Origin of the sequence: Gaetbulibacter aestuarii, from assembly GCF_039537665.1 — a bacterium.
GTDB classification, from domain to species: Bacteria; Bacteroidota; Bacteroidia; order Flavobacteriales; family Flavobacteriaceae; genus Gaetbulibacter_A; species Gaetbulibacter_A aestuarii.
Genome location: NZ_BAABAY010000002.1, coordinates 210616 through 235322 on the forward strand (window position 1 = coordinate 210616; position 24707 = coordinate 235322).

Genomic DNA, 24707 nt, shown 5'->3' on the forward strand with positions numbered 1-24707 from the left:
AAATTACCCCATGACAAAAACCGCTTTAATTACCGGAGCAGCATCTGGATTAGGATATGAATTTTCAAAATTACTTGCTAATGATGGGCATAACCTAATTCTGATTGATATTGATGCAGACAACCTAAAAAAAGTTAGGGTAGAGCTGGAAAAATCCTATGATATTGCTGTAAAACTTTTGGTAAAGGATCTGAGTCAACCCAACGTAGCAGCCGAGATTAAAGACGCTTTGGATGATCAGGTTATAGATGTTTTAATAAACAACGCCGGGTTTGGCCTCTTCGGATCTTTTCATAATACAGACTGGAAGCGGGAACTCGATATGCTTCATTTGCATATCATTACCTCTACGCATCTTACAAAATTGATTCTGGACGACATGGTTTCCCGGAACTCAGGAAAAATCTTGAATATTTCTTCTTTGGCGGCGTTTCAACCAGGACCTTTAATGGCGATATACTATGCCTCAAAATCTTATTTATTATCGTTCTCTGAGGCTATTGCCAATGAGCTTAAAGGCACCGGAGTTACCGTTACCGTGCTTTGCCCGGGTCCTACAAAAACAGCATTTCAACAAGTGGTTTCAGAACAAGCAGCAGATGAATCTTCAGAAAATAAAATTGATTTTAATATGGCATCCTCATCAGAGGTCGCGGAATATGGTTACAAAGCAATGCTAAAAGGTAAAACAGTGGCTATTCCGGGAATTTTAAACAAGTTTCTGGCATCTCTGCATCGTTTTGTTACGCGCGGAGCTGCGGCTAATATTGTGCGCAGAGTTCAGGAAAAAAACAGAACAGAATAAGCATTGCCAGACACAAAATTTTATTTTGGTTTTGATTAATAATATTTTATTATAACTCTCTTGTTCTCAATAAAATATATTATCTTAGACCGTTATTAACAATTCAAACCAAACGATTATGAAAATTTTGTATTCCACCATTTTTTTGGTGCTGCTATTGATGGCCTGCCAACCAAAACCCGACACCACCATGGATGATTTATTTACTAAAAATTCAGAAACAGTAATGAAATCCCTTCAGAGCTGGCAAGATGAAAAACCTGATTACAGCGTTTATGCTGATTCTGCTGTGGCCTTAAACACCTATTTTGGTGCTAAAGAGGATACGGTAATGATTATGAGTGATGCGGCTATGAATAGTGATAAGGAAATGTTAGCGCGTTATGATTTTGAACTATTGAATAGCCCGCCATCTTTTCTTCCGGGAGTGAATCCGGATACTAAAGAACCTGATGGCTCTGTGCGTTATTACGGGGCCTGGAAAGTAACCTTACCGGCTACCGATTCAACCGAGGCAAAATCAGGAATTTTAAAAATTTATGAGTCTTACGACTTCAATAAGGATGGTAAAATTATTTACCAACAGGGTTACGGGGATTTTTCAGGTTTAATGATGTACCTAAATAACTAAACTGAATTACAAAAAAATAAAAACCCATCGAGAAATTGATGGGTTTTTTTTATCAATAAATGATTAATTTAAAAAGTATTGATCGTTTTACGAATGGCTGTAAGATGGGTTAAGAGCCCTTCCAAATTATCCAAATGAAGCATATTGGCGCCATCGCTTTTCGCGTTAGCAGGATCAAAATGTGTTTCAATAAATAAGCCATCCACATTATTTACCACGCCTGCCCGGGCTATAGTTTCGATCATATCCGGACGGCCACCGGTTACCCCGGCCTTTTGATTTGGCTGTTGCAACGAATGCGTTACATCCAATACCACTGGCGCATATTGTTTCATGGTTGGAATTCCTCTAAAATCTACAATCATATCCTGATAACCAAACATGGTACCACGATCGGTGATCCAAACTTTTTCATTATTAGAATCCTTAACTTTTTGCACAGCATGTTTCATGGATTCCGGACTCATAAATTGGCCTTTTTTCAAGTTAACTACTTTTCCTGTTTCGGCAGCAGCCACAACTAAATCGGTCTGGCGTACTAAAAAAGCCGGGATCTGCAGTACATCAACATACTCAGCTGCCATGGCCGCATCAGAAATTTCGTGAATATCGGTAATGGTAGGGATATCAAAGGTTTCAGAAACTTTCTTTAAAATCTTCAAAGCCTTTTCATCACCAATACCTGTAAAACTATCAATTCGGCTTCGGTTAGCCTTTTTAAAACTTCCTTTAAATACATAAGGAATTTCTAATTTATCGGTTATGGAAACTACTTTTTCCGCAATACGCAGAGCCATTTCCTCGCCTTCGATAGCGCAGGGACCGCAGAGTAAAAAGAAATTATTGGAATCCGTATTTTTTAACTTTGGTACGTCTTGAAGCGTCATAATGATGTTACGTTAATTATGGTCACAAAGATACTATTTCTATTGCTGTTACCATGATCTTTTTTATGAAGCTTTTTTTGCTTTTAAGTCTTAAAAGTGAGTTGATTTTCAATAAAAAATCATTGAATAAATTTATGTAATATATCCGTTATTTATAACTACCTTTGCACGCTTAAAATAAGGCAGCAATTATGGCTTCAATAAAAAATATCGCAATTATCGCTCACGTAGACCACGGTAAAACCACTTTGGTTGATAAAATTATGTATCACTGTCAGTTGTTTCGTGAGAATGAAAATACTGGCGATTTAATTTTAGATAACAATGATTTAGAGCGTGAACGTGGTATTACCATTACTTCGAAAAACGTTTCTGTGGTTTATAAAGACACCAAGATTAACATTATTGATACTCCGGGCCACGCCGATTTTGGTGGTGAGGTTGAACGTGTATTAAATATGGCGGATGGTGTTCTTTTATTAGTTGATGCCTTTGAAGGCCCGATGCCTCAAACACGTTTTGTGCTTCAAAAAGCGATCGACCTTGGATTGAAGCCTTGCGTTGTGATTAATAAAGTAGATAAAGAAAATTGCACACCTGATGAGGTTCATGAAAAAGTTTTCGATCTGATGTTCGAATTGGGAGCAGAGGAGTGGCAATTGGATTTTCCAACGGTTTATGGCTCTGCTAAAAACAATTGGATGAGCGACGATTGGCAAAATGAAACGGATAACATCGAACCATTGCTTGATATGGTTATAGCACATATTCCTGCACCAAAAATATCAGAAGGAACGACTCAAATGCTGATCACTTCATTGGACTTTTCATCGTTTACAGGACGAATTGCTATAGGCCGATTAACACGAGGTTCGTTAAAGGCTAACCAAAATATTTCACTTGTGAAACGCGATGGTAGTATTGTGAAATCTAAAATTAAGGAATTACATGTTTTCGAAGGTTTAGGACGTAAGAAAGTAGATAGTGTTGAAGCTGGAGATATTTGTGCCATAGTAGGTTTAGAAAGTTTCGAAATTGGTGATACCGTTGCTGATTTTGAAAATCCGGAAGGTTTAAAAACTATCGCTATTGACGAACCTACGATGAGCATGTTGTTCACCATTAACGATTCACCTTTCTTTGGAAAAGATGGAAAATTTGTAACCTCTCGCCACATCAAAGAACGTTTGATGAAGGAATTAGAAAAAAACCTGGCACTACGCGTTGAAGAAACCGATAGTGCTGATAAATTCATGGTTTTTGGTCGAGGCGTTCTCCATTTATCAGTATTGATAGAAACTATGCGCCGTGAAGGTTATGAGTTACAGATTGGGCAACCTCAGGTTATTATTAAAGAAATTGATGGTGTAAAATGTGAGCCGGTTGAAGAGATGACTATCGATCTACCGGAAACTGTTTCAGGTAAAGCCATCGAAATGGTAACGCAACGAAAAGGGGAAATGCTTAGCATGGAAGCTAAAGGTGAACGTATGGTTTGTGAGTTTATTATTCCTTCCAGAGGAATCATTGGATTACGAAACCAACTATTAACCGCTACAGCCGGTGAAGCTATTATGGCGCACCGCTTTAAAGAATATCAACCTTTAAAAGGCGGTATTCCGGAACGTCAGAACGGAAGTTTAGTCTCTATGGAAAAAGGTCAGGCCATTCCGTATTCCATAGATAAATTACAGGAGCGCGGTAAATTCTTTGTTGATCCGGGTGAAGATATCTATGAAGGTCAGGTTATTGGTGAAAACTCTCGTGGCGATGACATGACAGTAAATGTGACTAAAACAAAAAAACTGAGCAACGTGCGATCTTCAGGAGCAGATGATAAAGCTAAAATTGTTCCTGCCATTAAATTCTCTCTAGAGGAAGCTTTGGAATATATTCAAAAAGATGAATATGTTGAGGTGACACCGAACCATCTTCGTATTCGTAAGATCTTCTTAACAGAAGTAGAGCGCAAACGGAATAAAACGATCTAACATGGATTTGATGGGCATTTCATTGGTAGACTGGTTGGGCTATGCTGCAACGGCTACCGTGCTTATTTCATTTTTAATGCCCTCAGAACAAAAATTACGATTAGTAAATGCCTTTGGATGTTTGTTGTTCGTAGCTTACGGTGTTGTGCTTACTCCAGTTTCAAAACCTATAATTATAACCAATGTGGCCATTTTACTTATAAATGGTTATTACCTCGTTAAAAAGCGTAAAATAAATTTTTAGTCTGCTCGTTTCTTTTAAAGTAGCATAGATTAAATGATTTTGTATCTTTGAGAGCTTTACAGCTTGCTCAGTGCGGTGGTAAAGTATTCCCTCGTCATGATGAAGTATTAAGCTATCCCAAAAAACAAGTCCTATTTTACTTGAAACGATTAATAAATTATATAAACAACCAGGTACTAGTTAAAATTACTTCGCTGCAAACAGCTTCGGTACTTACCAAAATTATTGCGGGAATTTTAACGTCAAAGGCGTTGGCGATTTTTGTTGGCCCCGTAGGTTTGGCTCTTGTTGGGAATTTAAGAAATTTTGTAAGCGCATTTCAAAGTATTTCCATCCTGGGATTTTATGATGGATTTGTAAAGTATGTGGCCAACTTTAAAGACGAGGCTAGAGGGCTGATCAAAACAATCTCTACGGTTTTTTATTTTGGATTTTTTGCAACCGTTCTCACATCACTATTTTGTTATTACAACGCCGAGAGTATTAATAAAGCGATATTTCCGGAGTATAATGATTACGCTTATGTGATTCGGGTTTTTGCTATTGTTTTACCCTTTTATGCCTTGAATATGTTCTCGTTTGGCATCATGAATGGCTTTTCCAAATACAAAATTCTAATCGTTATTAATATTATTGGGCAGGTATTAAGTGTTTCTATTGCCTTACTTTTAATTTATCAAAATAAAATTAATGGTGCCCTAATTTCTGTGGTGATAACAGAGTCTATTATTTTTCTAATCACACTTGTGGGTATAACGAACCGAAAGAGTTTAATGGGGCATATTCAAGCTTCTGAAGTAAGTTTACGTTTTTTAAAACAAATGTTACCATACTCTTTAATGGCGCTATTTACAGCAGTGATTTTGCCATTGATTGCTCTGGTTATCCGATCATACATCATTGATAATATTGGTTATAAGTACGCCGGCTTTTGGGAGGCTATGAATCGAATTTCCAAATATTACCTCATGTATATCACCTCATTACTAGGTTTATATATTTTACCGCGATTTGCAAAAATTACGTCTTTGGATTTTATTCGAAAAGAAGCGCTTTCCATATATAAAACACTCATACCTATTTTATCGGTTGGATTTGTGTTGATTTTTATTTTTAAAAGATATCTTGTAGCGTTTATTTTTTCAGAAGAATTTGAACCTGTGGAAGATCTGTTCTTCTGGCAACTTCTGGGCGATTTTGTTAAAATTTTATCGATTGTAATTGCCTATCAGTTTTTAGCTAAAAAAATGTTTTGGCATTTTATAATTACCGAAGCCTTTTTAGCTATAACACTTTATTTATCAAGTATTTATTTTATTGATTATTTTCATGGCATAAAAGGTGCGGTTGTAGGGCATTTTGTTAGTTATATCCTATATTTCACTATTGTAATTTTGGTGTTCTATAGTCCGTTTTTTAAGGTTGATGAAGTGGATTAATGATATTTTTGATTTGACATTAATCATCCAGTCCTTTGTAAATCGAAAAAGGCAATTTAAATATATATGATTCAATTTTTAGATTTAAAGAAAATAAATAAACCCTTTGAGGAAGAATTTAAGATTGAATTTGAAAAATTTTTAAATTCTGGTCAATATATTTTGTCCGATGCTGTCAAGATTTTCGAACAGGAATTTGCAAAATTTTGTGGTGTAAAATTTTGTATTGGAACTGGTAATGGTCTGGATTCCTTACATCTTATTTTAAAAGCTTATCGAATACTAGGTTATTTTAATGAAGGCGATGAGATCATTGTCCCTGCTAACACCTATATAGCGACTATTTTAGCAATCAGTCATGCAGGATTGAAACCTGTTTTAGTAGAACCCGACAGCAATACATTTAATATTGATGTTAAAAATGCTCTTAATGCAGTAAACAAAAAAACTAAAGCGGTATTAGGTGTTCATTTATATGGCCAACTTTATGAAGTAGACCTTTTAGAAACCATGTGTAAAGAGCATAATTTGTTACTTATTGAAGATGCTGCTCAAGCCCATGGTGCTGTTTGGAATGGTATTCGAAAAGCTGGAAATCTTTCGGATGCGGCTGCATTTAGTTTTTATCCCACAAAGAACCTTGGTGCTTTGGGTGATGCGGGTGCCATTACAACAAATAATGAAGATTTAGCAAATGTGCTTTTGAGTTTAAGGAATTATGGAAGAGTTTCGAATTACGAAAATAATTTTAAAGGATTCAATAGTCGGTTAGACGAAATTCAAGCCCTATTTTTAAAGGTGAAGTTAAAGGGTTTAGATCTTCAAAATAAAAAAAGACGACAAATAGCTAAATTTTATCTCGAAAATATTAAGTCAGAAAAAATAATATTGCCAACCTTCAAAGACTTGGAGAGCCATGTGTTTCATCTTTTTGTAATAAAATGTGAGAAAAGAAAAGCGCTTATGCGATACCTATTAGAAAATGGTGTTGAAACTCAAATTCATTACCTCATTCCTATTCACAAACAAAAGGCATACTCAGAGTTCAGAAATATGGATTTGCCTATTACATCAAAATTACAGAAAGAGGTATTAAGTTTACCCTTACATCCAGATTTAAAGCAATTTGAAATGGATAGAATTGTTTCATTGATATCTGGTTTTCAATAACTTATTAATTGATTTCTGATAAATCTTCATATAGGCAAATTATAAAAGCTACGTCCCTCTTTGGTGGTGTACAGGTAATTAATGTTTTAATTTCAATCGCTAAATCAAAAATAGCAGCACTATTGATTGGAGTTTCCGGATTTGGAATATTTGGTTTGTTGACTTCTACCTTGAATCTAATTTTAGGAATTACCAGATTAGGTTTGGATGTTAGTGCTGTAAAAGAAATTGCAGCTACAAATCATAATAGTGACAATGTTTCGAAATTAGTAACTATAACGAATAGATTAACCTTCTATTCAGGTATAGCGGGTGCTTTAATTAGTTTAGTGTTTTCACCCTGGTTAAGTTCTTTTATATTTGGAAATGAGAATTATGCTCTATTCTTTGCGATAATTTCTATTACCATATTATTTAACCAGTTAACGACCGGGAACATTGCCATTTTACAAGGCTTAAAGCATTTAAATAGTTTAGCAAAAGTATCTGTAATTACAAGTTTTTTTAGTTTATTCCCAACAATTCTATTTTATTATTTTTTAGGAGAAAAGGGTATTCCGTGGGTTATTTTATTTTCCGGTTTATTCGGTTTTTTAATTTCAAAAGTATTTGTAGACAAGCTTAGAATTAAACGCGTATCTATTTCCTTTCAAAAATTTCTCTCTGAATCGAAAAATATGCTGAACCTCGGATTTATGTTGAGTTTGGCTAGTTTATCAGGAATACTGATTGCCTATTTGATACAGATTTATATCACTAAGGAGGGGAGCATTAAGGAGGTTGGTTTCTATAATGCTGGGTTCGGTCTGATTCATTCCTATGTTGTTGTTTTCTTTAATGCTTTAAGTAAAGATTACTTCCCAAGATTAGCCGAAGCCGAGAAGGATCCTGTTGTAATCAATAAAATGGTTAACCAGCAAGCGTCTATGTCCGTTTTATTTTTGACGCCAATTATTATCCTATTTTTAGGTTTCAAATCAGTTTTGATTACCCTGCTTTATTCAAAAGAATTCTTACCTGTTCTAGGCATGGTAACTTTTGGAATTGTAGCAATCGTATTTAAAGCGGTATCATGGTCGATGGGATTCGTTATCATTGTAAAAGGTAATTCTAAACTCTATTTGATTACCGAATTAGCATCAAACATTATACTGTTCAGTTTAGTTATTTTGGGGTATAGGGTTTTTGGTCTAACAGGAGCTGGGGTAGGTTATCTATTATACCATATTATTGATTTTTTTATTGTGAAATTAGTTGTAACCAAGGTATATTCGTTTTATTTTGATAAAAAATTTAAAAAACTATTTACCCTTTGCGTTCTTGAGTGTTTCGTAATGCTGTTAATAAATCAAATCGAAAGCCAAGTCCTGAAATACTTTTTATTGGTTTCTCTAATTTTGTTTTCAACAATATTTACAATAATTAAATTAAATCAGTATACCGGTTTATTTGATGTTTTCAGGAAAAAAAGGAAAAGTAAAATGTAATTATTTATAAATCGTAAGCCTATACCATTGAGTATTAAAGAAGTTAAAATATTAGAAGTACCAAAAATAACAGATGTTCGTGGTAACTTGTCTATTGTAGAGGAAGGATTTTTACCATTTGAAATAAAAAGAGTCTATTATTTATATGATGTGCCGAGTGATGCATATCGAGGCGGTCATGCTCATAAACAGCAATTTGAGTTTTTGGTTGCTCTAAGTGGAAGTTTTAATGTTCTTTTATCAGATAGTAAAGGCGAAAAAAAAACCTATACGCTTTACAAGCCTAATCAGGGATTATTAATTCCTAATCGAGTATGGAGAGAGTTAAATAATTTTTCCTCTGGCTCCGTATGTTTAGTTATTGCCTCAGATGTTTTTATGGAATCAGATTACATTCGAGATCCCAAAGATTTTTTTAGCACTGAATAAAATGCCTTTTTCAAGCGAATCAGACGTCCCACTATAGGGTATTGGCTCGCCCAATAATGAATGTAGTCTCTTATTGATTTATTTTTTATCGAATTAAAACTTTCCCTCCCAGCATTTTTATTTTCATATTTTCCGGCATTAAATAAAACGGATTTATGGTGAGTTTCAACATATGTTTCTACCAGAGATTTTGAAAAATGATATTTTTTATGAAAATGATTAAAAAGTTTCAACATTTGGTTGTTTAAGAAATAAATTCTTTCAAATGATTTTTTATGCGAGTATGATGAGGAATGAACCCTGTAAATATGAAGCGATTCCTCAATTCTTTCAAAATCACAATGCATTACCATGTCTACCAAAATAGGGTAGTCCTCAATCGTAATATTTTGACCCATATAATAATCAAAATCTACATATTGATATATTAAATCCTTTTTAAAGCACATTCCTACAGGGATAACCTGGCCTAATTTTATAAGGTTTTTGTAAGTTTCTTTAGAGGCAAAAATGCTCGACCTATTACTAAAGGGTATAATTTTGTTTTCTTCATTCAAAAGGCGGTCGTAACCAGAATCTACAAATCCTATTTCCGGTTTTTGTTTAAAAGTATCTACAAATTTTTGAAGAGCTTCCTTCGATTTAACAATGTCATCACCATCAAAATTAAATATTAGTCGGCCATTACATCGGTCTAAAGTAGTTTTTAAATTGCCTAATATTCCGAGTTGAGATCTGTTTTGTTGTATGTTAAATAAACCAGGATATTCAGTGGCATATGCCCTTATTATTTCAAAGGTTTTATCTGTAGATTTATCATCTCCAACTGCAATTTCAAAATTAAAATCACATGATTGTTGAACAAGAGAGTCCAAAGTCTCTCTAATATGTAATTCATTATTATAAGTAATTAGTAAAACAGAGAGTTCGATACTCATAAAGGATTGTAGTTAGTTTTTGAAAAAAGATAAGATTATATTTGAATCCTATAGGTGAAAAACAAATCAAATCAAAAATATGATTTTTGAGGTTCTTATTAGTACAATGAATAGAAAAGATTTGACTTTTTTGAATCCTATTTTTGCTAATAATAATATTAATGACTTTCATATTTTAATTGTTAATCAAACCCGGTCGAATACAATTTTGAAATCCAATGAAAAACATATTCGGGTTATAAATAGTTATGAGTTTGGATTGTCAAAAAGTAGAAATATAGCTATTGAAAATGCAATTGGAGATGTCTGTTTAATAGCAGATGACGACGTTCAGTTTGTAAAGGGTTTCGATAAAATAATTAAAAAGACGTTTTTGAAATTTCCTGATGCTTCTATCATTAAATTTAAGATAGATACATTTGGCCCAACAAAATTTAAGAGGTATCCTTCAAGTTCAAAAAGGTTATTGAGTCGAAAAGATATCTCTGGAATTTCGTCCATTGAAATTGCATTTAAAAGAAGAGATATCGTCAGAAATAAAATCTATTTTAATGAAAATTTTGGTTTAGGAACTGATTTTCCCTCTGGCGAGGAATATTTATTTTTGAGGAAAGCACTGATAAAAAAGTTACATATGAGGTTCGAAAATTTCTTTATAGTTAGGCATTCGCTGGATTTTTCAACAAACAATATGGGCTCAGACAAATTTATAAGAACCAAAGCGGCTCTTTATTTTATTGATTACAAAGAGTTTGCATACCTATTACTGGTTAAATTTATTTTATTTCTTCTCATAAAAAAATCAATTAAAATCAGCCAATTTGTGGATAAATTTGAAACGGGATTACATGGAATAAGGCATTACAAAACTTTAATTTCAACCTAGGATTTTTCAATTTTAGATTACCTGTACAAATACAAAAAAAGTCTTTTTTCTTCTAAAAATTGCTTTAAAGTATATAGAGATCTTAAAAATTTTGGAGATAAATGGAGAATCAATTTTTGTTTTTTATTAAGGTTTTTCATATTCATCTCTGAAATTAAGGTTTTAGCAGATTTAATTTCATTATTTCTTTTCATTAATAGTACAAGTGCAAACCTGTTTAAATCCAAATATTTTTTTAATGACTTGTTTACCTTCTCTTCTTTTTTAAAGGTGTCAAAAATAAGTAAACGGTCTTTATAATGATTGGATTGAGACAAACCTTGATTATTTTTAATGATCGTCGCGGTAACTATGGTGTTTATTGCAAAAGGGTATTTCAATGCTATTTTAATCCACAATAAAGTATCCTCTCCCGATTTCACTGTTTCATTAAAAAAACCAATGTCATCAAAAACAAATTTCGGAATAACAGCAACGGATGAATTTATTACAGAATCATATAAATTATGGTCAAAATAATTTTTAACTAAACCTATGTAATTTTCTGGAATCCCATTTAATTTCGTCTTTTTTATATGTTTTCCGAAAACCTGAATGTTATAGCCACTGGAATATGCACCTGCATTTGGAAATTTTTTTATCAATTGAAAGATGGTGTATAAATGCATAGGATGCCATAAATCATCACCATCTAAAAGGGCTACGAATTCAGCACGAGCTTTTTTGATACCATAATTTCTGGCATGGGAAGGACCTTGATTTTTTATGGTAAAATGGCTGATCCTCGGATCTTCAAATTTTTCTATTAACTCTAGACTATTATCTGTAGATCCATCATTAACAATAATAATTTCGAAGTCATCAAAGCTCTGATTAATCACACTCCAGATAGTTTTTTCAATGTATTGTTGCTTATTGAAAACAGAAATAATAACTGAAAAAAAAGGTTTTTTAATCATTGTTTTTTTGATTCAAATCTTCATGACAAATAAATAAAATTTTATAAAACTGCAGTAAATATAAATTTGGATGAGAGCCTAGTAAATTCTTTTCGATGCTATTTCTAAAAATGATAGCGCATAAATTTGCTAAATAATTTATTTTCAAATATTTGAATAAATTAAAAATAGATAATAATTTATTGCTATGTTGATTCATTTTTTGTTTTCTAAATAAATCAAGAAGCACTTTAATGGATTGCTTGGTTTTCTCCAGAAAGATGTCATTGGTTTCCAATCCCAAATGATAAACTTCATTGTTAATATGAAGAATTTCGGATTTATTTTTCTTTAATAATGCGGCGAAATAATTGTCTAAACCATAACCGTTGTAATTAATATTAGAGTTTATAGAGTTAAAAACCGACTTTCGAATTAAAAAATTTGCTGAAATTATTATCCGATATGGGTTTTTATTTCTTTTTTTGGCATCTACTTCCTCAAATTTTTTACCATATCGCCACCGCAAGTTATTTTCTTTGGCGGAAGTTTGTTTTTGATATGAAAATCCGCCGAAAATGGCATCATAGGATGAGTTTATGTAATCCAAGTAGGTATTGATGAAACTTTCGGATTTTGGAAGAACGTCTGAATCTAAAAATAATAACCAATCAAATTTGGAAGCGTCAGAAAGCTTCTGTCTTGTTCGTATTCTTCCACAATTTTTCTGGGAAACCTGAAGTTTTGCGAAAGGTAAAGATTTGATGGTGTTTTCATTTTGATTCAAAAACTTTGACGATCCATCTTCACATACAATTATCTCAAATAGGATATTGCATTTAATACATTGTTGGTGGATTGTAATAACAAGATCAGATATATTAGAATTATATGTTGGGATTAAAATAGAAAGCATTATTTTGAAGCTATTAAAATAGTTTCAGGCGAAATAAAACCTTTAAATACATCATTTTCCTGTGATTTAAATGTAGTCATTTTAACCTGAAAATCAGCATCTTCAAGTCGATTCTTTAAACCTTCAATAGTGTATATGCGTACATGGTCTTCCTGACCAAAATGTTCTTTTCGTTCTGCAGGAGATGTGATGGTTTCATTTTCATAAATATCGCCGGCTTTAAACGGTGTTTGAATAAAAACTTTTCCGTTAGGTTTTAAAACACGGTATAATTCAGATATGGCTCTTTTATCATTAGGAATATGCTCTAATATATGGTAAGCTATGATGGTATCGAAAGCGTTTTCCGGTTGGTTAATGTTAGTTATATCATAAGTATGATCTGCTAAAAACTCATCAGCATAATCTGAACTGAAATAACTTATACCATCAACCTTTTTTAACTTTCGATAGAGGCATCGCGAAGGTGAAAAGTGTAATACCTTTCCCTTTAAGGCATTCTCCTTAATTAAAGTCTCCCAAAGGCGTCTGTGTCTTGATAAACTACCGCAATTAGGACACAATAAATCCTTATTATTTACACTGACAAATGAACTTAGTTTTTTATTGCAAACAGGACATTGATGGGTATTTCCGGAATAGAAAAATGCATAAATCCGTCTAAAAACTAATTCATTCTTAATTAAAAACCGATACGGAATAATACCTTTGAATATGGTTTTTAATGCCTTATACATGTTTAACTTTTCCGTTGAACCACCTCGTATACCTCATTCTCATCACATTTTAAGGTTTTACTCGGGTATTTCAGTAGTAGGGCATAATCATGGGTAGCCATTAAAATAGTATTACCATTTTTATTGATATCCTGAAGAACCTCCATAACTTCAATACTGGTTTGAGGATCCAAATTACCGGTAGGCTCGTCGGCTAAAATAAGTTCAGGATCATTAAGTAAAGCTCTGGCGATCGCCACACGCTGTTGCTCACCACCGGAGAGTTCATGGGGAAATTTAAAGCCTTTGGTTTTCATATCTACCTTGGCTAAAACAGCTTCAACACGTTTATCCATTTCGGTGCGATCCTTCCATCCGGTAGCTTTTAAAACAAATAAGAGATTGTCATTCACCGTCCGGTCAGTTAATAATTTAAAATCCTGAAAAACAACACCTAATTTCCTGCGTAGATAGGGAATATCTTTTTCTTTTAAGTTTTTCAAATCAAAATCCACAATATGACCTTCGCCCTCCTTAAGAGGTAAATCAGCATAAAGGGTTTTCATGAAACTACTTTTACCGGTTCCCGTTTTTCCAATCAGGTAAACAAATTCACCTTTATTTATTTCAATGTTGATATTCTTAAGGATAAGACTTTCGCCTTGAAATATTGATGCATCTTTGAGTTGTAGTATGGGTTTCGACATAAAATAGGAATCCGTTTTGTAGTTGTAAATGTATTATTAAAAAGTGATATCGAAAAAAGAACGTTACAGTTTGTAATTTATTTTTTCCAAAAAATTAACATTTTAAACAGCGAATATAATTAAGGCCTGATTCTTGCGTTAGTATTTTTAATAAAGCATTTCGGTCTTAAAAATGCCAATTGCTTTAATTATCTTTGATTTTAAACTACTAAAAAACGATTAATGCTTAAAAACCACACGTTTTTATTTATACTGGGCCTACTATTTAATCTTCATATGGCAGCTCAGGAAACCGCTGCATATACCAGTGATCTTGTCGATTATCAAAAGGCTTTAACCTTATACAAGAACCAGCAATATTTAGCTGCTCAATCGATGTTCCGCCAGGTTCAATCCGATACGAATGAACCGGTTTTGAATTCGGATTGTGCGTATTACATTGCTAATTGTGCTGTTCGATTAAATCAACAAAATGCTGATGGTTTGATTGAGAAATTTGTAGAAGATTATCCAACGAGTACCAAACGCAATACTGCATTTTTGGATGTGGCTGATTATTACTTCGAAAATTCGAAATATGCTTATGCTTTAAAATGGTACGGTAAAGTGGATGAAGCTGCTTTAAGCAGAGCTGAAAAAGAAGCTTATTATTTCCATCATGGTTACGCGGCATTTTCAGCCAAGAAATTTCGTGATGCCAAAAAATATTTGACCAAAGTTGAAAACTCCAAAGAATACGGTTCACAAGCCAAGTATTACATTGGTTTTATGGCTTATGAAGGTGATGATTATGATGAAGCCAATGAATATTTTGAACAGGTTAGTGATCAGGATCGCTACAAGGAAAAGTTGGCGTACTATCAGGCCGATCTCCATTTTAAGCTAGGAAAATTTGAAAAAGCTATCACTCTGGCAAAAGAGCGTATGGCTAGTACCGAAGACCCGGATGAAATTTCAGAATTATCAAAAATTATTGGAGAAAGCTATTTTAATTTAGAAGAATACGCAGCGGCGATTCCTTATCTCAAAGAATACAAGGGTAAAAAAGGAACGCGCGACCGACAAGCAAAATGGAATAACACCGATTATTACCAGTTGGGTTATGCCTACTACAAGCAGGGGGATTTTGAAAATGCGATTTCGGAGTTTAATAAAATTGTTGGTGGAAAAAATGCAGTGGCACAAAACGCCTATTATCATTTGGGGGAGAGTTACATCAATCTTGGTAAAAAGCAAGAAGCACTGAATGCCTTCAGAAATGCATCTCAAATGACCTTCGATCTAAAAATTCAGGAAGATGCCTGGTTGAATTACGCCAAGATCAGCTACGAAATAGGTAATCCATACCAATCCACACCGCAAGTGCTTTTAGGATATTTGGAGGCCTATCCAAAAAGTGCCTATAAGGATGAGATAGAATCCTTATTGATCGATTCTTATATCACATCGAAAAATTATAAAGAGGCCTTGGAGCTTTTGGAAGACGGACGAAAACGCTATGAAAATAAACAAGCCTATCAAAAAGTAGCTTTTTACAGGGGTATTGAATTGTATAATGAAAATGATTTTGTTCAGGCGAAATCTCTTTTTGATAAATCTTTAAGTGAAGGTTTAGATCCAACATTTACGGCACGCGCAACATTCTGGAAAGCTGAAACCGATTATAACCTTTCTAATTTCGAAGATGCCTTGATAGGTTTTAAACAGTTCAAGCAACTTCCGGGAGCGATGGGGACACCGGAAATGGAAAACATTGATTATAATATTGCTTATGCTTATTTCAAACAAAAGAACTATGATCAGGCAACGGCGTTTTTCCAGAGTTTTATCAAAGAAAACAACGGCGATAAACTGCGTTTGAACGATGCCTATTTGCGTTTGGGAGATGGTTATTTTGTGTTGAGTGATTACCGTAACGCCATTCAGGCCTATGACAAAGCCATTGCTATAAATGAGATAGAATCAGACTATGCCTTTTTTCAGATAGCGATCAGTACCGGTTATGTTTCAAAAGTAACGGCAAAGATCAATGATCTGGAACAATTCATTTCAAAATATCCTAAATCGAAACTACGTGACGATGCCCTTTTCGAATTGGGTAATTCTTATGTGAAAGCCGGTGAAACCGCAAAAGCAGTGAAAGCTTACAATCAGTTAACGCAGGAATATCGCATGAGTTCCTTTGTGCCAAAAGCCATGCTTCGTGAAGGTTTGGTGTACTATAACGGCAGTGATAATACCAAGGCCTTGAATAAGTTTAAGGATGTTGCCGGTAATTATCCCGGTACACCGGAAGCGGTTCAGGCGGTTTCTACGGCGCGTTTAATTTACATCGATCTGGGTCGTGTGGATGAATATGCACGTTGGGTAAAACAACTGGATTATGTTGAAGTTACTGATGCCGATCTGGATAACGCCACTTATGAAGCGGCTGAAAAACAATATTTAGACAACAATACGGATAAAGCGATAACCCAGTTTAACGGTTATTTGAATAATTTTCCAAATGGCATTCATGCATTAAATGCTCATTTTTATTTAGCTCAGATGTATGATAAGAAGGACCTTGCTGAAAATGCTGCGCCACATTACAAATATGTGATTGATAAGGCACAGAGTGAATTCACGGAAGAGGCCTTAACACGATTATCCGAATATTATTTAGGGAAAAAATCCTGGGATCAGGCGATCCCGTTATTAAAGCGATTGGAAGCAGAAGCCAATTTCCCTAATCACGTGATTTTTGCCCAATCTAATTTAATGAAGGCCTATTATCAACTGGAAGATTATCCTCAAGCGGAAACCTATGCTGATAAAGTTTTGAGCAGTTCGAAAATAGACAATAAAATAAAAAGTGATGCTCAAGTGATTATTGCGCGTTCTGCAATCAAAACAAATGATGAAGACAAGGCAAAAGCGGCCTATGCCAAAGTGGAAAAAGTTGCCACCGGCGAAACTGCGGCTGAAGCGTTGTATTACAGAGCCTATTTTGAAAATAAAGTTGGTGAATTTAAAGCCTCGAATACCTCTGTTCAAAAACTGGCCAAGGATTTTTCCGGATACAAATATTACAGTGCCAAAGGCTTGATTTTAATGGCAAAGAATTACTACGCTTTAGACGATGCGTTCCAGGCGACATACATCCTACAGAGTGTTATAGATAATTTTAAAGACTTTGAAGATGTAGTAGAAGAGGCCAAAGCAGAATTATCTAAAATAAAAGCTGAGGAAGCGAAAACGAATGCTTCCGTGGACACTGAAAATTAATTGGACGACTATGGAAAAATTCGTTTACAAAATAAATACATCAATCATAATAATCGATTATAAAAATCACCATATGCGAAAGCACATCAAACATTTTAGCCTGCTTATTTTTCTTTTGATAACACTAAACAGTTTTGCTCAAGAAAAGGAAGGCGATACAATTAATACAGGCGTTATTGACGTTATAAAACCCTATACACCATCGATCTCTGATGCCTTTAAAGTGAAGGAAGCCCCTACCATAAATGACACCACAACAAACGCCAAGAAAACGATTAAATACAATATTTTTTCATTTCCGGTAGCGTCTACATTTACGCCTGCTAAAGGTAGAGCTGCAGTGGTAGAGAAAGCCCCACCTGCGAAATTGTATGACAATTATGCTACCTTGGGTGTGGGTTCTTACACCACGTTTTTGGGCGAAGTGTATTTGAATCATGCCCTGAACCGTAATGAAAGTGTTGGCGGTTATTTCAGTCATCATTCCTCAGCCGGAGGAATTGACGGTGTTGTTTTCGATAATAATTTTTCAGATTCGAAATTAAGTGCGAATTATTCAAGTCAATTACGAGATCTTGCGTGGAATCTGGAAGCAGCATTTCAGCATCAAACCTATAACTGGTATGGATTTCCGGAAACTCAAATAGCTCTGGCACAGGCTGATAATGCTCAAATTGATCATGCATTTTATAGTGGAGCATTTGGTGCCGATATTTCTTTTGAAGACACTTACATAAATTCAGCTAAATTTAAATTCAGACGTTTTGGTGATGATCTAAGTTCCGGAGAGAATCATTTTGCAGCTTCTACACTTATTGATATTCCGGTGAACCGCCAATTGGTGAGTACAGGAATAAAATTTGAATATCTTAAAGGAAGTTTCAAAAATGATTACGCGAATACCGGGGCAGAAATAAATTACGGGAATTTTATAGTTTCGGCTTCACCTTCATTCGAATTAAAACAAGATGACCTCACCGTGAATTTGGGCGCATCGGTGGCTTACATCAGTGATATTGAAACCGGAGATGGGGACATTCATATTTATCCCAACATTTCTGCAACCTATCGTTTGGTGAATGACGTACTGATTGCCTATGGAAGTATTAAAGGAAGTTTGATACAAAACACCTATTTCGATTTTGCTTCTGAGAATCCCTTCGTTTCTCCAACGCTTAATATTTTGCCTACAGATCAGCAATACAATGCTCATGTGGGTTTAAAAGGAAAATTATCGAGCAATATGAGCTATAATTTAAAGGGAAGTTATTTTGCCGATAATAATAAGGCTCTTTTCAAAACTAATGAAATAACGCGTTCAGGAGCATCTTACACCTATGGAAATTCATTCGGCCTGGTTTACGATGATATGGATACTGTGGTATTAGGTGGTGAAATTGATGTGGATGTGAATCGTAATTTCACTCTAAGTATTCAAGCAAATTATTATACCTATAATATGTCGAATCAGGAAGAACCCTGGAACTTACCTGATATCACAGGGAATTTGTTTTTAGATTATCAGATTGACGAGCACTGGTTTGCCGGTATGAATTTGTATTACATGGGTCAGCGGAAAGATCAAATTGTTTACAACGATGGATTTACAACCTCTCCACCTGAAACCGTACTTTTAGATAGCTATTTTGATGCCAATGCACATGTTGGTTACCACATTAATGATAAAATTTCAGTGTTTGCCAAAGGCAATAATTTAGCCAATAATGGCTACCAACGTTGGAGCAATTATCCGGTTCAAGGATTACAATTATTGGCAGGAGCAACCTTCAAATTTGATTTTTAAGGTTTTATAATAAACGTTTTGAAAAGTGTCTTTTTAAGGCACTTTTTTTATTTTTACCATCACTAACTGAAATACTATGAAGCGCTTTCTTAAAATTTTCTTACTTGTTCTTTTGGTTTCCTGTAGCTCTAAAAAGCAGGCAGACCTTATTGTGATTAATGCCAATGTTTATACTGTAAACTCGGAATTTGCGAAAGCAGAGGCCTTTGCTGTTAAAGGCGGAAAGTTTGTTGCTGTTGGATCTTCTGAAGATATTATTAATACTTACGCTGCCGATTCTATTATTGATGTGGATGGAAAAACCATTGTTCCCGGATTTATTGATGCACATTGCCATTTTTATCGCATGGGACTCGGGGAACAGGAAGTGAAACTCTTCGGTACGAAAAGTTATGATGAGGTGATTGCCCGAATGGTCGACTTCAAAAATCAAAAACACCCTGAATTTATTACCGGTAGAGGTTGGGATCAAAATGACTGGTTAGTAAAAGAATTTCCAACCAAAGATAAATTAGATTCAGTATTTCCCAATACACCGGTGGCAGTGTCACGGATCGATGGACATGCGCTGTTGGTAAATCAGACGGCTTTAGATCTTAGTGGCATCACCGAAAATACAGAAATTGAAGGTGGCGAGATCATAAAAAGGGACGGAAAACTTACCGGTGTTTTATTAGATGCGGCTCAGGGACCTGTTTTCAATATTGTTCCACCTCCTTCAATCGCAACGGCAGCACAGGCTTTAAAAGATGCTGAACGTATTTGTTTGGATTATGGATTGACCACAGTTGATGAGGCCGGTTTGTACAAACCAAATATTGATCTTATTGACAGTTTACAGAAAGCCGGTGAAATGCATATTCGGGTATACGCTATGCCGTATGCCTCTGATGAGAATTTAGATTATTATTTAAAACAGGGTCCGACTAAAACCGATCGTCTGCACATAAAAGGCTTTAAATATGTCGCCGATGGTGCTTTGGGTTCCCGAGGTGCTACTATGCGAAAGCCGTATAGCGATCGTCCGGACCATTACGGGACTTTAACCCATAGTTACGCGCGATTGCAAGAGGTTGCCAAACGTATCGCTGCTTCAGATTTCCAAATGAATTCTCACGCTATTGGCGACTCGGCAAATCATATTGTATTGAACACTTACAAAAGCGTTTTGAACGGAGAAAAGGGCAGACGCTGGCGTGTAGAACATGCGCAGATTTTATCGCCTGAGGATTTTAAATTGTTCGATGATATTATTCCTTCAGTACAACCTACACACGCGACCAGTGATATGTACTGGGCTGAGGATCGGGTTGGACCTAAGCGCATTAAAAGTGGTTACGCCTACAAAGAACTTTTGGATACCTATGGAAAGGTTGCATTGGGTACCGATTTTCCGGTGGAAAAAGTGAGTCCGTTTCTAACATTTTATGCAGCAGTTGCTCGAAAAGATCTGGAAGGCTATCCGGAAGGTGGCTTTCAAATGGAAAACGCCTTGAGTCGGGAGGAGACTTTAAAAGGAATGACCATTTGGGCAGCTTATTCGAATTTTGAAGAAGATGAAAAAGGCAGTATTGAACCAGGAAAGCTCGCCGATTTTATTGTATTGGATAAGGATATTATGACTGTTCCTATTGACGACGTTCCAAACATCAATGTTCTGGGAACCTTTATCGATGGCCTGGCGCGATAATTATTATTTTGATCAAAACCCATGATAAAACTTTTTTCAATAGTGTGCTTTTTGATGTTCGCAGGTTTCACCTATGCTCAAAACTTTGATTGCTGTAACACCGTTTCAGAGGTCCAGAATACCTTGGAAGGAGATTGGCTTTTAAAACAAGATTCCCGGAATAAAATTTATCGCTTTCACTTTGAAAAAGGCACAGGTACGGTGGATGTTCTTGAAGAATTGAATTTACCGCCTAAAGCGGAACATACTGAGTTAAATAGCGACTTCGAGATCACGGAGTCTACCGTGAAAATAAGCAGGGAAAAAGAAGGATTTTATATTGAATTGGTGTATTCCTTTGGTAGTGTTAAAGAACAAATAAAAGAACTTAATAATAAGCGCTTGGTATATGGTCATGGTCCTTCAAGGCACGTATTTATTAGAGATGGGCGCTAAGGTGTTTTTGTAATTCTGGCCAAATAATCATAATGTTCTCCGCTTTGAACCATGTCACATTGCAAACCTAATGTTTCACAAGCCATAGCTAAGGTCTCAAAATCCAGATAAAGCCATTTCATAGGAATTTCAGATTCGCCTTTATAGCTAACGTAATAATCAAGTTCGCCATAATAGCCTGCATTGGTGTCTACCCATATACCACCATCGTCATCTTCATACATGTATTTGATGTCGGTAGAATCAATAAATATTTGACCACTCGGTTTTAGCAGGTTCTTCAAGCGCTTCAGGTATTTTGAAACCTGTGAAATTTCCTGAAAAATACCGGTACCGTTCATCAAAAGTAAAATGGTGTCAAAAGTATCGGTTTCATCTAAAACCGAAAGAACTTCAACTTGTTTCACACCACGTTCCTTTGCGACGCTAATGGCTCGCTCCGAAATATCAATGGCTTTAACCTCTAATCCTTGTTCCTGAAGGTATAAACTATGACTTCCCGCACCACATCCTACATCCAGAACTTTACCACGACTCAGCTCCAAAGCGGTTTGCTCGATTTTAGGCATAGCATCAAAATCGCGAAACAAATAGGGTAAAGGCAACACATCGTCGTCAGAAATACTGGTAGATGTAATAATATCTTCTGTGTAATTTCCGTTTTGATAATCTAATAAGGCCTTTCCAAAGAGATCTTTCATAGTTTTGTAAGCTTTAGAATTCATTTAAAATGTAGCTTAAAAATAGTATTTTTACATCATGCAAGAATTTCTTAATAAACTCCCTGAACTCGCTAAAGATAAGCAAAACGAAAACAAAAAATTCTTCTCCAAATTAAAAAACAAACCACCTAAAAATTTGGATTACATCATGCAGGATTTGCATGATCGGGAATTTGAACGTACGGATTGCCTGGAGTGTGCTAATTGTTGTAAAACGACCGGACCACTTTTTACCGACAAAGATATCGACCGGATCTCGAAACATTTCAAAATGAAACCACAACAATTTATCGAAACCTATTTGCGGATTGATGAGGACAATGATTTTGTTTTACAATCTGTGCCCTGTACTTTTTTAGGCGCCGATAATTATTGTTCGATCTATGAGGTAAGACCAAAGGCTTGTCGTGAGTTTCCTCATACCGATCGGAAAAAATTTCAGCAGATTTCAAATTTAACCATGAAAAATGTGGCTATCTGTCCGGCGGCTTTCAATATTGTGGAGGCTATGAAAGAAAGGATAAAATAAGTATATTTAAAACAAAAAAATCGTGGAAGCTATACTAAATTATTTTGAACACATTCCATCCCTGCATCGCGCTTTAATTATTGTTGGTGGCTTGACTATTTTCTGGATCATCGAAGGCATTGTGCCCTTGTTCGGATTTAAATATCATAAATGGAAGCATGCTGTTCCAAACATATTTTTCACCTTAACAACCATTTTGGTAAATCTGCCATTGGCCTTTTTATTTTTAAAATCATCGGATTGGGTGATGGCGAATAACTTTGGGATTTTAAACTGGCTTCCTGAAATGCCACTTTGGTTATACACCATTTTAGGCGTTTTTCTTATTGATTTTATTGGCGCCTATTTACCGCATCTTATTGAGCATAAAGTAAAACCCTTGTGGATGATTCATCTGGTGCATCATTCTGATCATAAAGTAGATACAACCACCGCTAATCGGCATCATCCTTTGGAGAGCATTATACGCTATGTATTCACATTGATGGGTATTTTTATTATCGGAACACCCATTGCTTTAGTGATTCTGTATCAATCTCTATCGGTAGTGTTTACACAATTTAATCATGCCAATATCAAGTTGCCGAAAAAACTGGATAAGGCCTTGAGTTATGTTATTGTATCACCGGATATGCATAAAGTACATCACCATTATCGCTTACCGTATACAGATTCCAATTATGGTAATATTTTTTCTGTTTGGGATCGTTTATTGGGTACATTTAAATCCTTAGATACCGAAAAGATCGTGTATGGCGTGGATGTTTTTCCCGATGAAAAAGCGAATAGCCATATCGGGAAACTCTTGAAGCAGCCTTTTCAAAAGTATCAGCGGCCCACGATGACGGATCAATCGTAAAGCAAATATTTTTTCCGAATCTCTTTAAAGGCGTCAATATCTTTTTGCCAGGAGGCACGAATAGAATCTTCAGAAATTCCTGCTTCAATTTGTTCCTGGAGTTCTGTATTTCCGGCATGAGCCGTAAAAGTAGGGCCAAAAAAGCTTACATCTTTAGGTGTTTTGGCATAAGCGTCGATCAAATATTTTAAGTTGAATGCACTCAATCGCGGTTCATTTCGTAGATCCACACCATAACACAATTGATTTTCAAAACGCGGATGCGTAGCGCCTTCATTCGATCGCGGTGTAAAACTAAATTCACTTTTCGGAAAAAAAGGCGCACCATAAACCTGCATTTGCATATCGGTACCGCGCCCTACATTAATTACCGTGCCACGGAAAATATCTAAACTTGGATAAAGATTGATTGCCTGATCATTGGGTAAATTAGGAGAAGGTTTTATAGGTAGACTATAAGGTGTTTCATGTGTATAGTTTTCCAAAGGAATGACCTTCAAATCGCAAACCAAAGAATCCGCCAACCAATGTTCACCATTGATCATTTTAGCATATTCCCCAATCGTCATCCCGTAAACCAACGGCACCGGATGCAATCCTACAAAACTCTTGTGTTCCGGTTTCAAAACTGGGCCGTCAATATAATGTCCATTTGGATTTGGCCGGTCTAATATAATCACGGGAATTCCCGCTTCAGCGCAAGCTTCCATCACATAATGCATGGTTGATAAATAGGTATAGAATCGCACACCAACATCCTGAATATCAAACACCACGATATCCACATCGCTCAAATCCTCTTGCCTTGGTTTTCGGTGGGTTCCGTGAAGTGAAATAATAGGCAATCCTGTTTTCACATCGGTACTGTTCGCAATTAATTCACCGGCATCACCTTTACCACGAAAGCCGTGTTCCGGAGCAAAAACTTTTTTAACATCGATCTTCAAATCCAATAAAGAATCAACCAAATGGGTGAAGCTGGTTTCAGTTTCATCTTTAAAGATCACAGAACTCTGATTGGCCACTACAGCCACGCGCTTTCCTTGTAGATCGGGGAGATAAAGGTCTAATCGATTTGCACCAACTACAATAGGCTTTTCAGTGTTCGAAGTATCGGAAACCTTAATAGTTTTGGAGTGCGTCGAGTTTGCACAGGAAATTAATACTAAAAGACATAATAAAACAGTATTTTTGAAAATCTTAAAGCCCATTATAAA

23 protein-coding genes are annotated in these 24707 nt (G+C 35.3%); 15 read left to right on the forward strand and 8 right to left on the reverse strand.

The features are described from left to right. Positions 1-10: 10 nt before the first annotated feature. The gene (locus ABD682_RS09610) at positions 11-805 is read left to right on the forward strand and encodes an SDR family NAD(P)-dependent oxidoreductase (RefSeq protein WP_344741066.1); all 795 of its coding nucleotides are present in this window, start codon (positions 11-13) and stop codon (positions 803-805) included. Positions 806-923: 118 nt separating this feature from the next. Further along, positions 924-1436 (forward strand): hypothetical protein, encoded by a 513-nt coding sequence (locus ABD682_RS09615; protein ID WP_344741068.1) that lies wholly within the window; start codon positions 924-926, stop codon positions 1434-1436. Between the two features lie 68 nt (positions 1437-1504). Here the strand turns inward: ABD682_RS09615 and kdsA are convergent, their stop codons facing one another. After that, positions 1505-2323, reverse strand: coding sequence for a 3-deoxy-8-phosphooctulonate synthase (gene kdsA / locus ABD682_RS09620; RefSeq protein ID WP_344741069.1), 819 nt, complete (start codon positions 2321-2323; stop codon positions 1505-1507). 191 nt (positions 2324-2514) lie between these two features. Here kdsA and typA point away from each other — a divergent pair, with 191 nt between their 5' ends. The 6 genes from typA (at position 2515) to ABD682_RS09650 (ending at position 9083) form a co-directional block, all read left to right on the forward strand. Then, entirely contained in the window at positions 2515-4314 is a 1800-nt protein-coding gene (typA, locus tag ABD682_RS09625) for a translational GTPase TypA (RefSeq protein WP_344741071.1), read from the forward strand. A gap of 1 nt (position 4315) precedes the next feature. Then, positions 4316-4558 carry a uroporphyrinogen decarboxylase gene (locus ABD682_RS09630; protein ID WP_344741072.1) on the forward strand — a complete coding sequence of 81 codons (243 nt, stop codon included), beginning with the start codon at positions 4316-4318 and terminating at the stop codon, positions 4556-4558. A 140-nt stretch (positions 4559-4698) separates the two neighbouring features. Then, positions 4699-5997: an O-antigen translocase gene (locus tag ABD682_RS09635; protein WP_344741073.1), complete on the forward strand. Its 1299-nt coding sequence runs from the start codon at positions 4699-4701 to the stop codon at positions 5995-5997. A 66-nt stretch (positions 5998-6063) separates the two neighbouring features. Beyond that, complete coding sequence (locus ABD682_RS09640; RefSeq protein ID WP_344741075.1) at positions 6064-7167, forward strand: DegT/DnrJ/EryC1/StrS family aminotransferase; 1104 nt, start codon at positions 6064-6066, stop codon at positions 7165-7167. 8 nt (positions 7168-7175) lie between these two features. Further along, positions 7176-8654, forward strand: coding sequence for an oligosaccharide flippase family protein (locus ABD682_RS09645; protein WP_344741076.1), 1479 nt, complete (start codon positions 7176-7178; stop codon positions 8652-8654). Between the two features lie 21 nt (positions 8655-8675). Continuing rightward, positions 8676-9083, forward strand: coding sequence for a sugar 3,4-ketoisomerase (locus ABD682_RS09650; RefSeq protein ID WP_344741619.1), 408 nt, complete (start codon positions 8676-8678; stop codon positions 9081-9083). On the opposite strand, the gene ABD682_RS09655 is transcribed toward ABD682_RS09650, so the two are convergent. Next, entirely contained in the window at positions 9044-10021 is a 978-nt protein-coding gene (locus ABD682_RS09655; RefSeq protein ID WP_344741077.1) for a glycosyltransferase family 2 protein, read from the reverse strand. The genes ABD682_RS09650 and ABD682_RS09655 overlap by 40 nt on opposite strands. Positions 10022-10100: 79 nt before the next feature. Here ABD682_RS09655 and ABD682_RS09660 point away from each other — a divergent pair, with 79 nt between their 5' ends. Continuing rightward, positions 10101-10907, forward strand: coding sequence for a glycosyltransferase (locus ABD682_RS09660; protein WP_344741078.1), 807 nt, complete (start codon positions 10101-10103; stop codon positions 10905-10907). Between the two features lie 17 nt (positions 10908-10924). On the opposite strand, the gene ABD682_RS09665 is transcribed toward ABD682_RS09660, so the two are convergent. Genes ABD682_RS09665 through ABD682_RS09680 form a run of 4 tightly spaced genes read right to left on the reverse strand, consistent with a single transcriptional unit; the run spans position 10925 to position 14184 of the window. Beyond that, positions 10925-11866 carry a glycosyltransferase family 2 protein gene (locus ABD682_RS09665; RefSeq protein ID WP_344741080.1) on the reverse strand — a complete coding sequence of 314 codons (942 nt, stop codon included), beginning with the start codon at positions 11864-11866 and terminating at the stop codon, positions 10925-10927. Further along, on the reverse strand, positions 11859-12761 hold the full coding sequence (locus tag ABD682_RS09670; RefSeq protein ID WP_344741081.1) for a glycosyltransferase family 2 protein: 903 nt from the start codon (positions 12759-12761) through the stop codon (positions 11859-11861). The genes ABD682_RS09665 and ABD682_RS09670 overlap by 8 nt, the downstream gene beginning before the upstream one ends. Continuing rightward, the gene (locus ABD682_RS09675; protein ID WP_344741082.1) at positions 12761-13498 is read right to left on the reverse strand and encodes a methyltransferase domain-containing protein; all 738 of its coding nucleotides are present in this window, start codon (positions 13496-13498) and stop codon (positions 12761-12763) included. Before ABD682_RS09675 ends, ABD682_RS09670 begins: the two co-directional genes overlap by 1 nt. 2 nt (positions 13499-13500) lie before the next feature. Next, positions 13501-14184: a cell division ATP-binding protein FtsE gene (locus tag ABD682_RS09680; protein WP_344741084.1), complete on the reverse strand. Its 684-nt coding sequence runs from the start codon at positions 14182-14184 to the stop codon at positions 13501-13503. Between the two features lie 222 nt (positions 14185-14406). Here ABD682_RS09680 and ABD682_RS09685 point away from each other — a divergent pair, with 222 nt between their 5' ends. From ABD682_RS09685 to ABD682_RS09700, 4 genes are all read left to right on the forward strand, one after another. Beyond that, positions 14407-17451 carry a tetratricopeptide repeat protein gene (locus ABD682_RS09685; protein ID WP_344741085.1) on the forward strand — a complete coding sequence of 1015 codons (3045 nt, stop codon included), beginning with the start codon at positions 14407-14409 and terminating at the stop codon, positions 17449-17451. A gap of 73 nt (positions 17452-17524) precedes the next feature. After that, positions 17525-19255, forward strand: coding sequence for a TonB-dependent receptor (locus ABD682_RS09690; RefSeq protein WP_344741087.1), 1731 nt, complete (start codon positions 17525-17527; stop codon positions 19253-19255). Between the two features lie 76 nt (positions 19256-19331). After that, the gene (locus tag ABD682_RS09695; RefSeq protein ID WP_344741088.1) at positions 19332-20945 is read left to right on the forward strand and encodes an amidohydrolase; all 1614 of its coding nucleotides are present in this window, start codon (positions 19332-19334) and stop codon (positions 20943-20945) included. A gap of 21 nt (positions 20946-20966) precedes the next feature. After that, the gene (locus tag ABD682_RS09700; protein ID WP_344741089.1) at positions 20967-21380 is read left to right on the forward strand and encodes a hypothetical protein; all 414 of its coding nucleotides are present in this window, start codon (positions 20967-20969) and stop codon (positions 21378-21380) included. Here ABD682_RS09700 and ABD682_RS09705 read toward each other — a convergent pair. Continuing rightward, positions 21377-22081, reverse strand: coding sequence for a class I SAM-dependent methyltransferase (locus tag ABD682_RS09705; RefSeq protein ID WP_344741091.1), 705 nt, complete (start codon positions 22079-22081; stop codon positions 21377-21379). The two genes, ABD682_RS09700 and ABD682_RS09705, sit on opposite strands and share 4 nt — an antisense overlap. 58 nt (positions 22082-22139) lie before the next feature. On the opposite strand from ABD682_RS09705, the gene ABD682_RS09710 reads away from it, so the two are divergent. Beyond that, positions 22140-22631, forward strand: coding sequence for a YkgJ family cysteine cluster protein (locus ABD682_RS09710; RefSeq protein WP_344741092.1), 492 nt, complete (start codon positions 22140-22142; stop codon positions 22629-22631). A 22-nt stretch (positions 22632-22653) separates the two neighbouring features. Then, entirely contained in the window at positions 22654-23490 is an 837-nt protein-coding gene (locus ABD682_RS09715; protein WP_344741093.1) for a sterol desaturase family protein, read from the forward strand. Here the strand turns inward: ABD682_RS09715 and ABD682_RS09720 are convergent. Beyond that, the gene (locus ABD682_RS09720; RefSeq protein WP_344741095.1) at positions 23481-24701 is read right to left on the reverse strand and encodes an exo-beta-N-acetylmuramidase NamZ family protein; all 1221 of its coding nucleotides are present in this window, start codon (positions 24699-24701) and stop codon (positions 23481-23483) included. The two genes, ABD682_RS09715 and ABD682_RS09720, sit on opposite strands and share 10 nt — an antisense overlap. Positions 24702-24707 lie beyond the last annotated feature (6 nt).

Bases quoted from the DNA above. Each gene is read 5' to 3' on its own strand.
- ABD682_RS09640 (WP_344741075.1), top strand. From the start codon at position 6,064: ATGATTCAATTTTTAGATTTAAAGAAAATAAATAAACCCTTTGAGGAA.
- ABD682_RS09670 (WP_344741081.1), bottom strand. From the start codon at position 12,761: ATGCTTTCTATTTTAATCCCAACATATAATTCTAATATATCTGATCTT.
- ABD682_RS09705 (WP_344741091.1), bottom strand. From the start codon at position 22,081: ATGAAAGATCTCTTTGGAAAGGCCTTATTAGATTATCAAAACGGAAAT.
- ABD682_RS09655 (WP_344741077.1), bottom strand. From the start codon at position 10,021: ATGAGTATCGAACTCTCTGTTTTACTAATTACTTATAATAATGAATTA.
- ABD682_RS09630 (WP_344741072.1), top strand. From the start codon at position 4,316: ATGGATTTGATGGGCATTTCATTGGTAGACTGGTTGGGCTATGCTGCA.
- ABD682_RS09710 (WP_344741092.1), top strand. From the start codon at position 22,140: ATGCAAGAATTTCTTAATAAACTCCCTGAACTCGCTAAAGATAAGCAA.
- ABD682_RS09675 (WP_344741082.1), bottom strand. From the start codon at position 13,498: ATGTATAAGGCATTAAAAACCATATTCAAAGGTATTATTCCGTATCGG.
- ABD682_RS09665 (WP_344741080.1), bottom strand. From the start codon at position 11,866: ATGATTAAAAAACCTTTTTTTTCAGTTATTATTTCTGTTTTCAATAAG.
- ABD682_RS09685 (WP_344741085.1), top strand. From the start codon at position 14,407: ATGCTTAAAAACCACACGTTTTTATTTATACTGGGCCTACTATTTAAT.
- ABD682_RS09690 (WP_344741087.1), top strand. From the start codon at position 17,525: ATGCGAAAGCACATCAAACATTTTAGCCTGCTTATTTTTCTTTTGATA.
- ABD682_RS09660 (WP_344741078.1), top strand. From the start codon at position 10,101: ATGATTTTTGAGGTTCTTATTAGTACAATGAATAGAAAAGATTTGACT.
- typA (WP_344741071.1), top strand. From the start codon at position 2,515: ATGGCTTCAATAAAAAATATCGCAATTATCGCTCACGTAGACCACGGT.
- kdsA (WP_344741069.1), bottom strand. From the start codon at position 2,323: ATGACGCTTCAAGACGTACCAAAGTTAAAAAATACGGATTCCAATAAT.
- ABD682_RS09695 (WP_344741088.1), top strand. From the start codon at position 19,332: ATGAAGCGCTTTCTTAAAATTTTCTTACTTGTTCTTTTGGTTTCCTGT.
- ABD682_RS09700 (WP_344741089.1), top strand. From the start codon at position 20,967: ATGATAAAACTTTTTTCAATAGTGTGCTTTTTGATGTTCGCAGGTTTC.
- ABD682_RS09680 (WP_344741084.1), bottom strand. From the start codon at position 14,184: ATGTCGAAACCCATACTACAACTCAAAGATGCATCAATATTTCAAGGC.
- ABD682_RS09610 (WP_344741066.1), top strand. From the start codon at position 11: ATGACAAAAACCGCTTTAATTACCGGAGCAGCATCTGGATTAGGATAT.
- ABD682_RS09615 (WP_344741068.1), top strand. From the start codon at position 924: ATGAAAATTTTGTATTCCACCATTTTTTTGGTGCTGCTATTGATGGCC.
- ABD682_RS09720 (WP_344741095.1), bottom strand. From the start codon at position 24,701: ATGGGCTTTAAGATTTTCAAAAATACTGTTTTATTATGTCTTTTAGTA.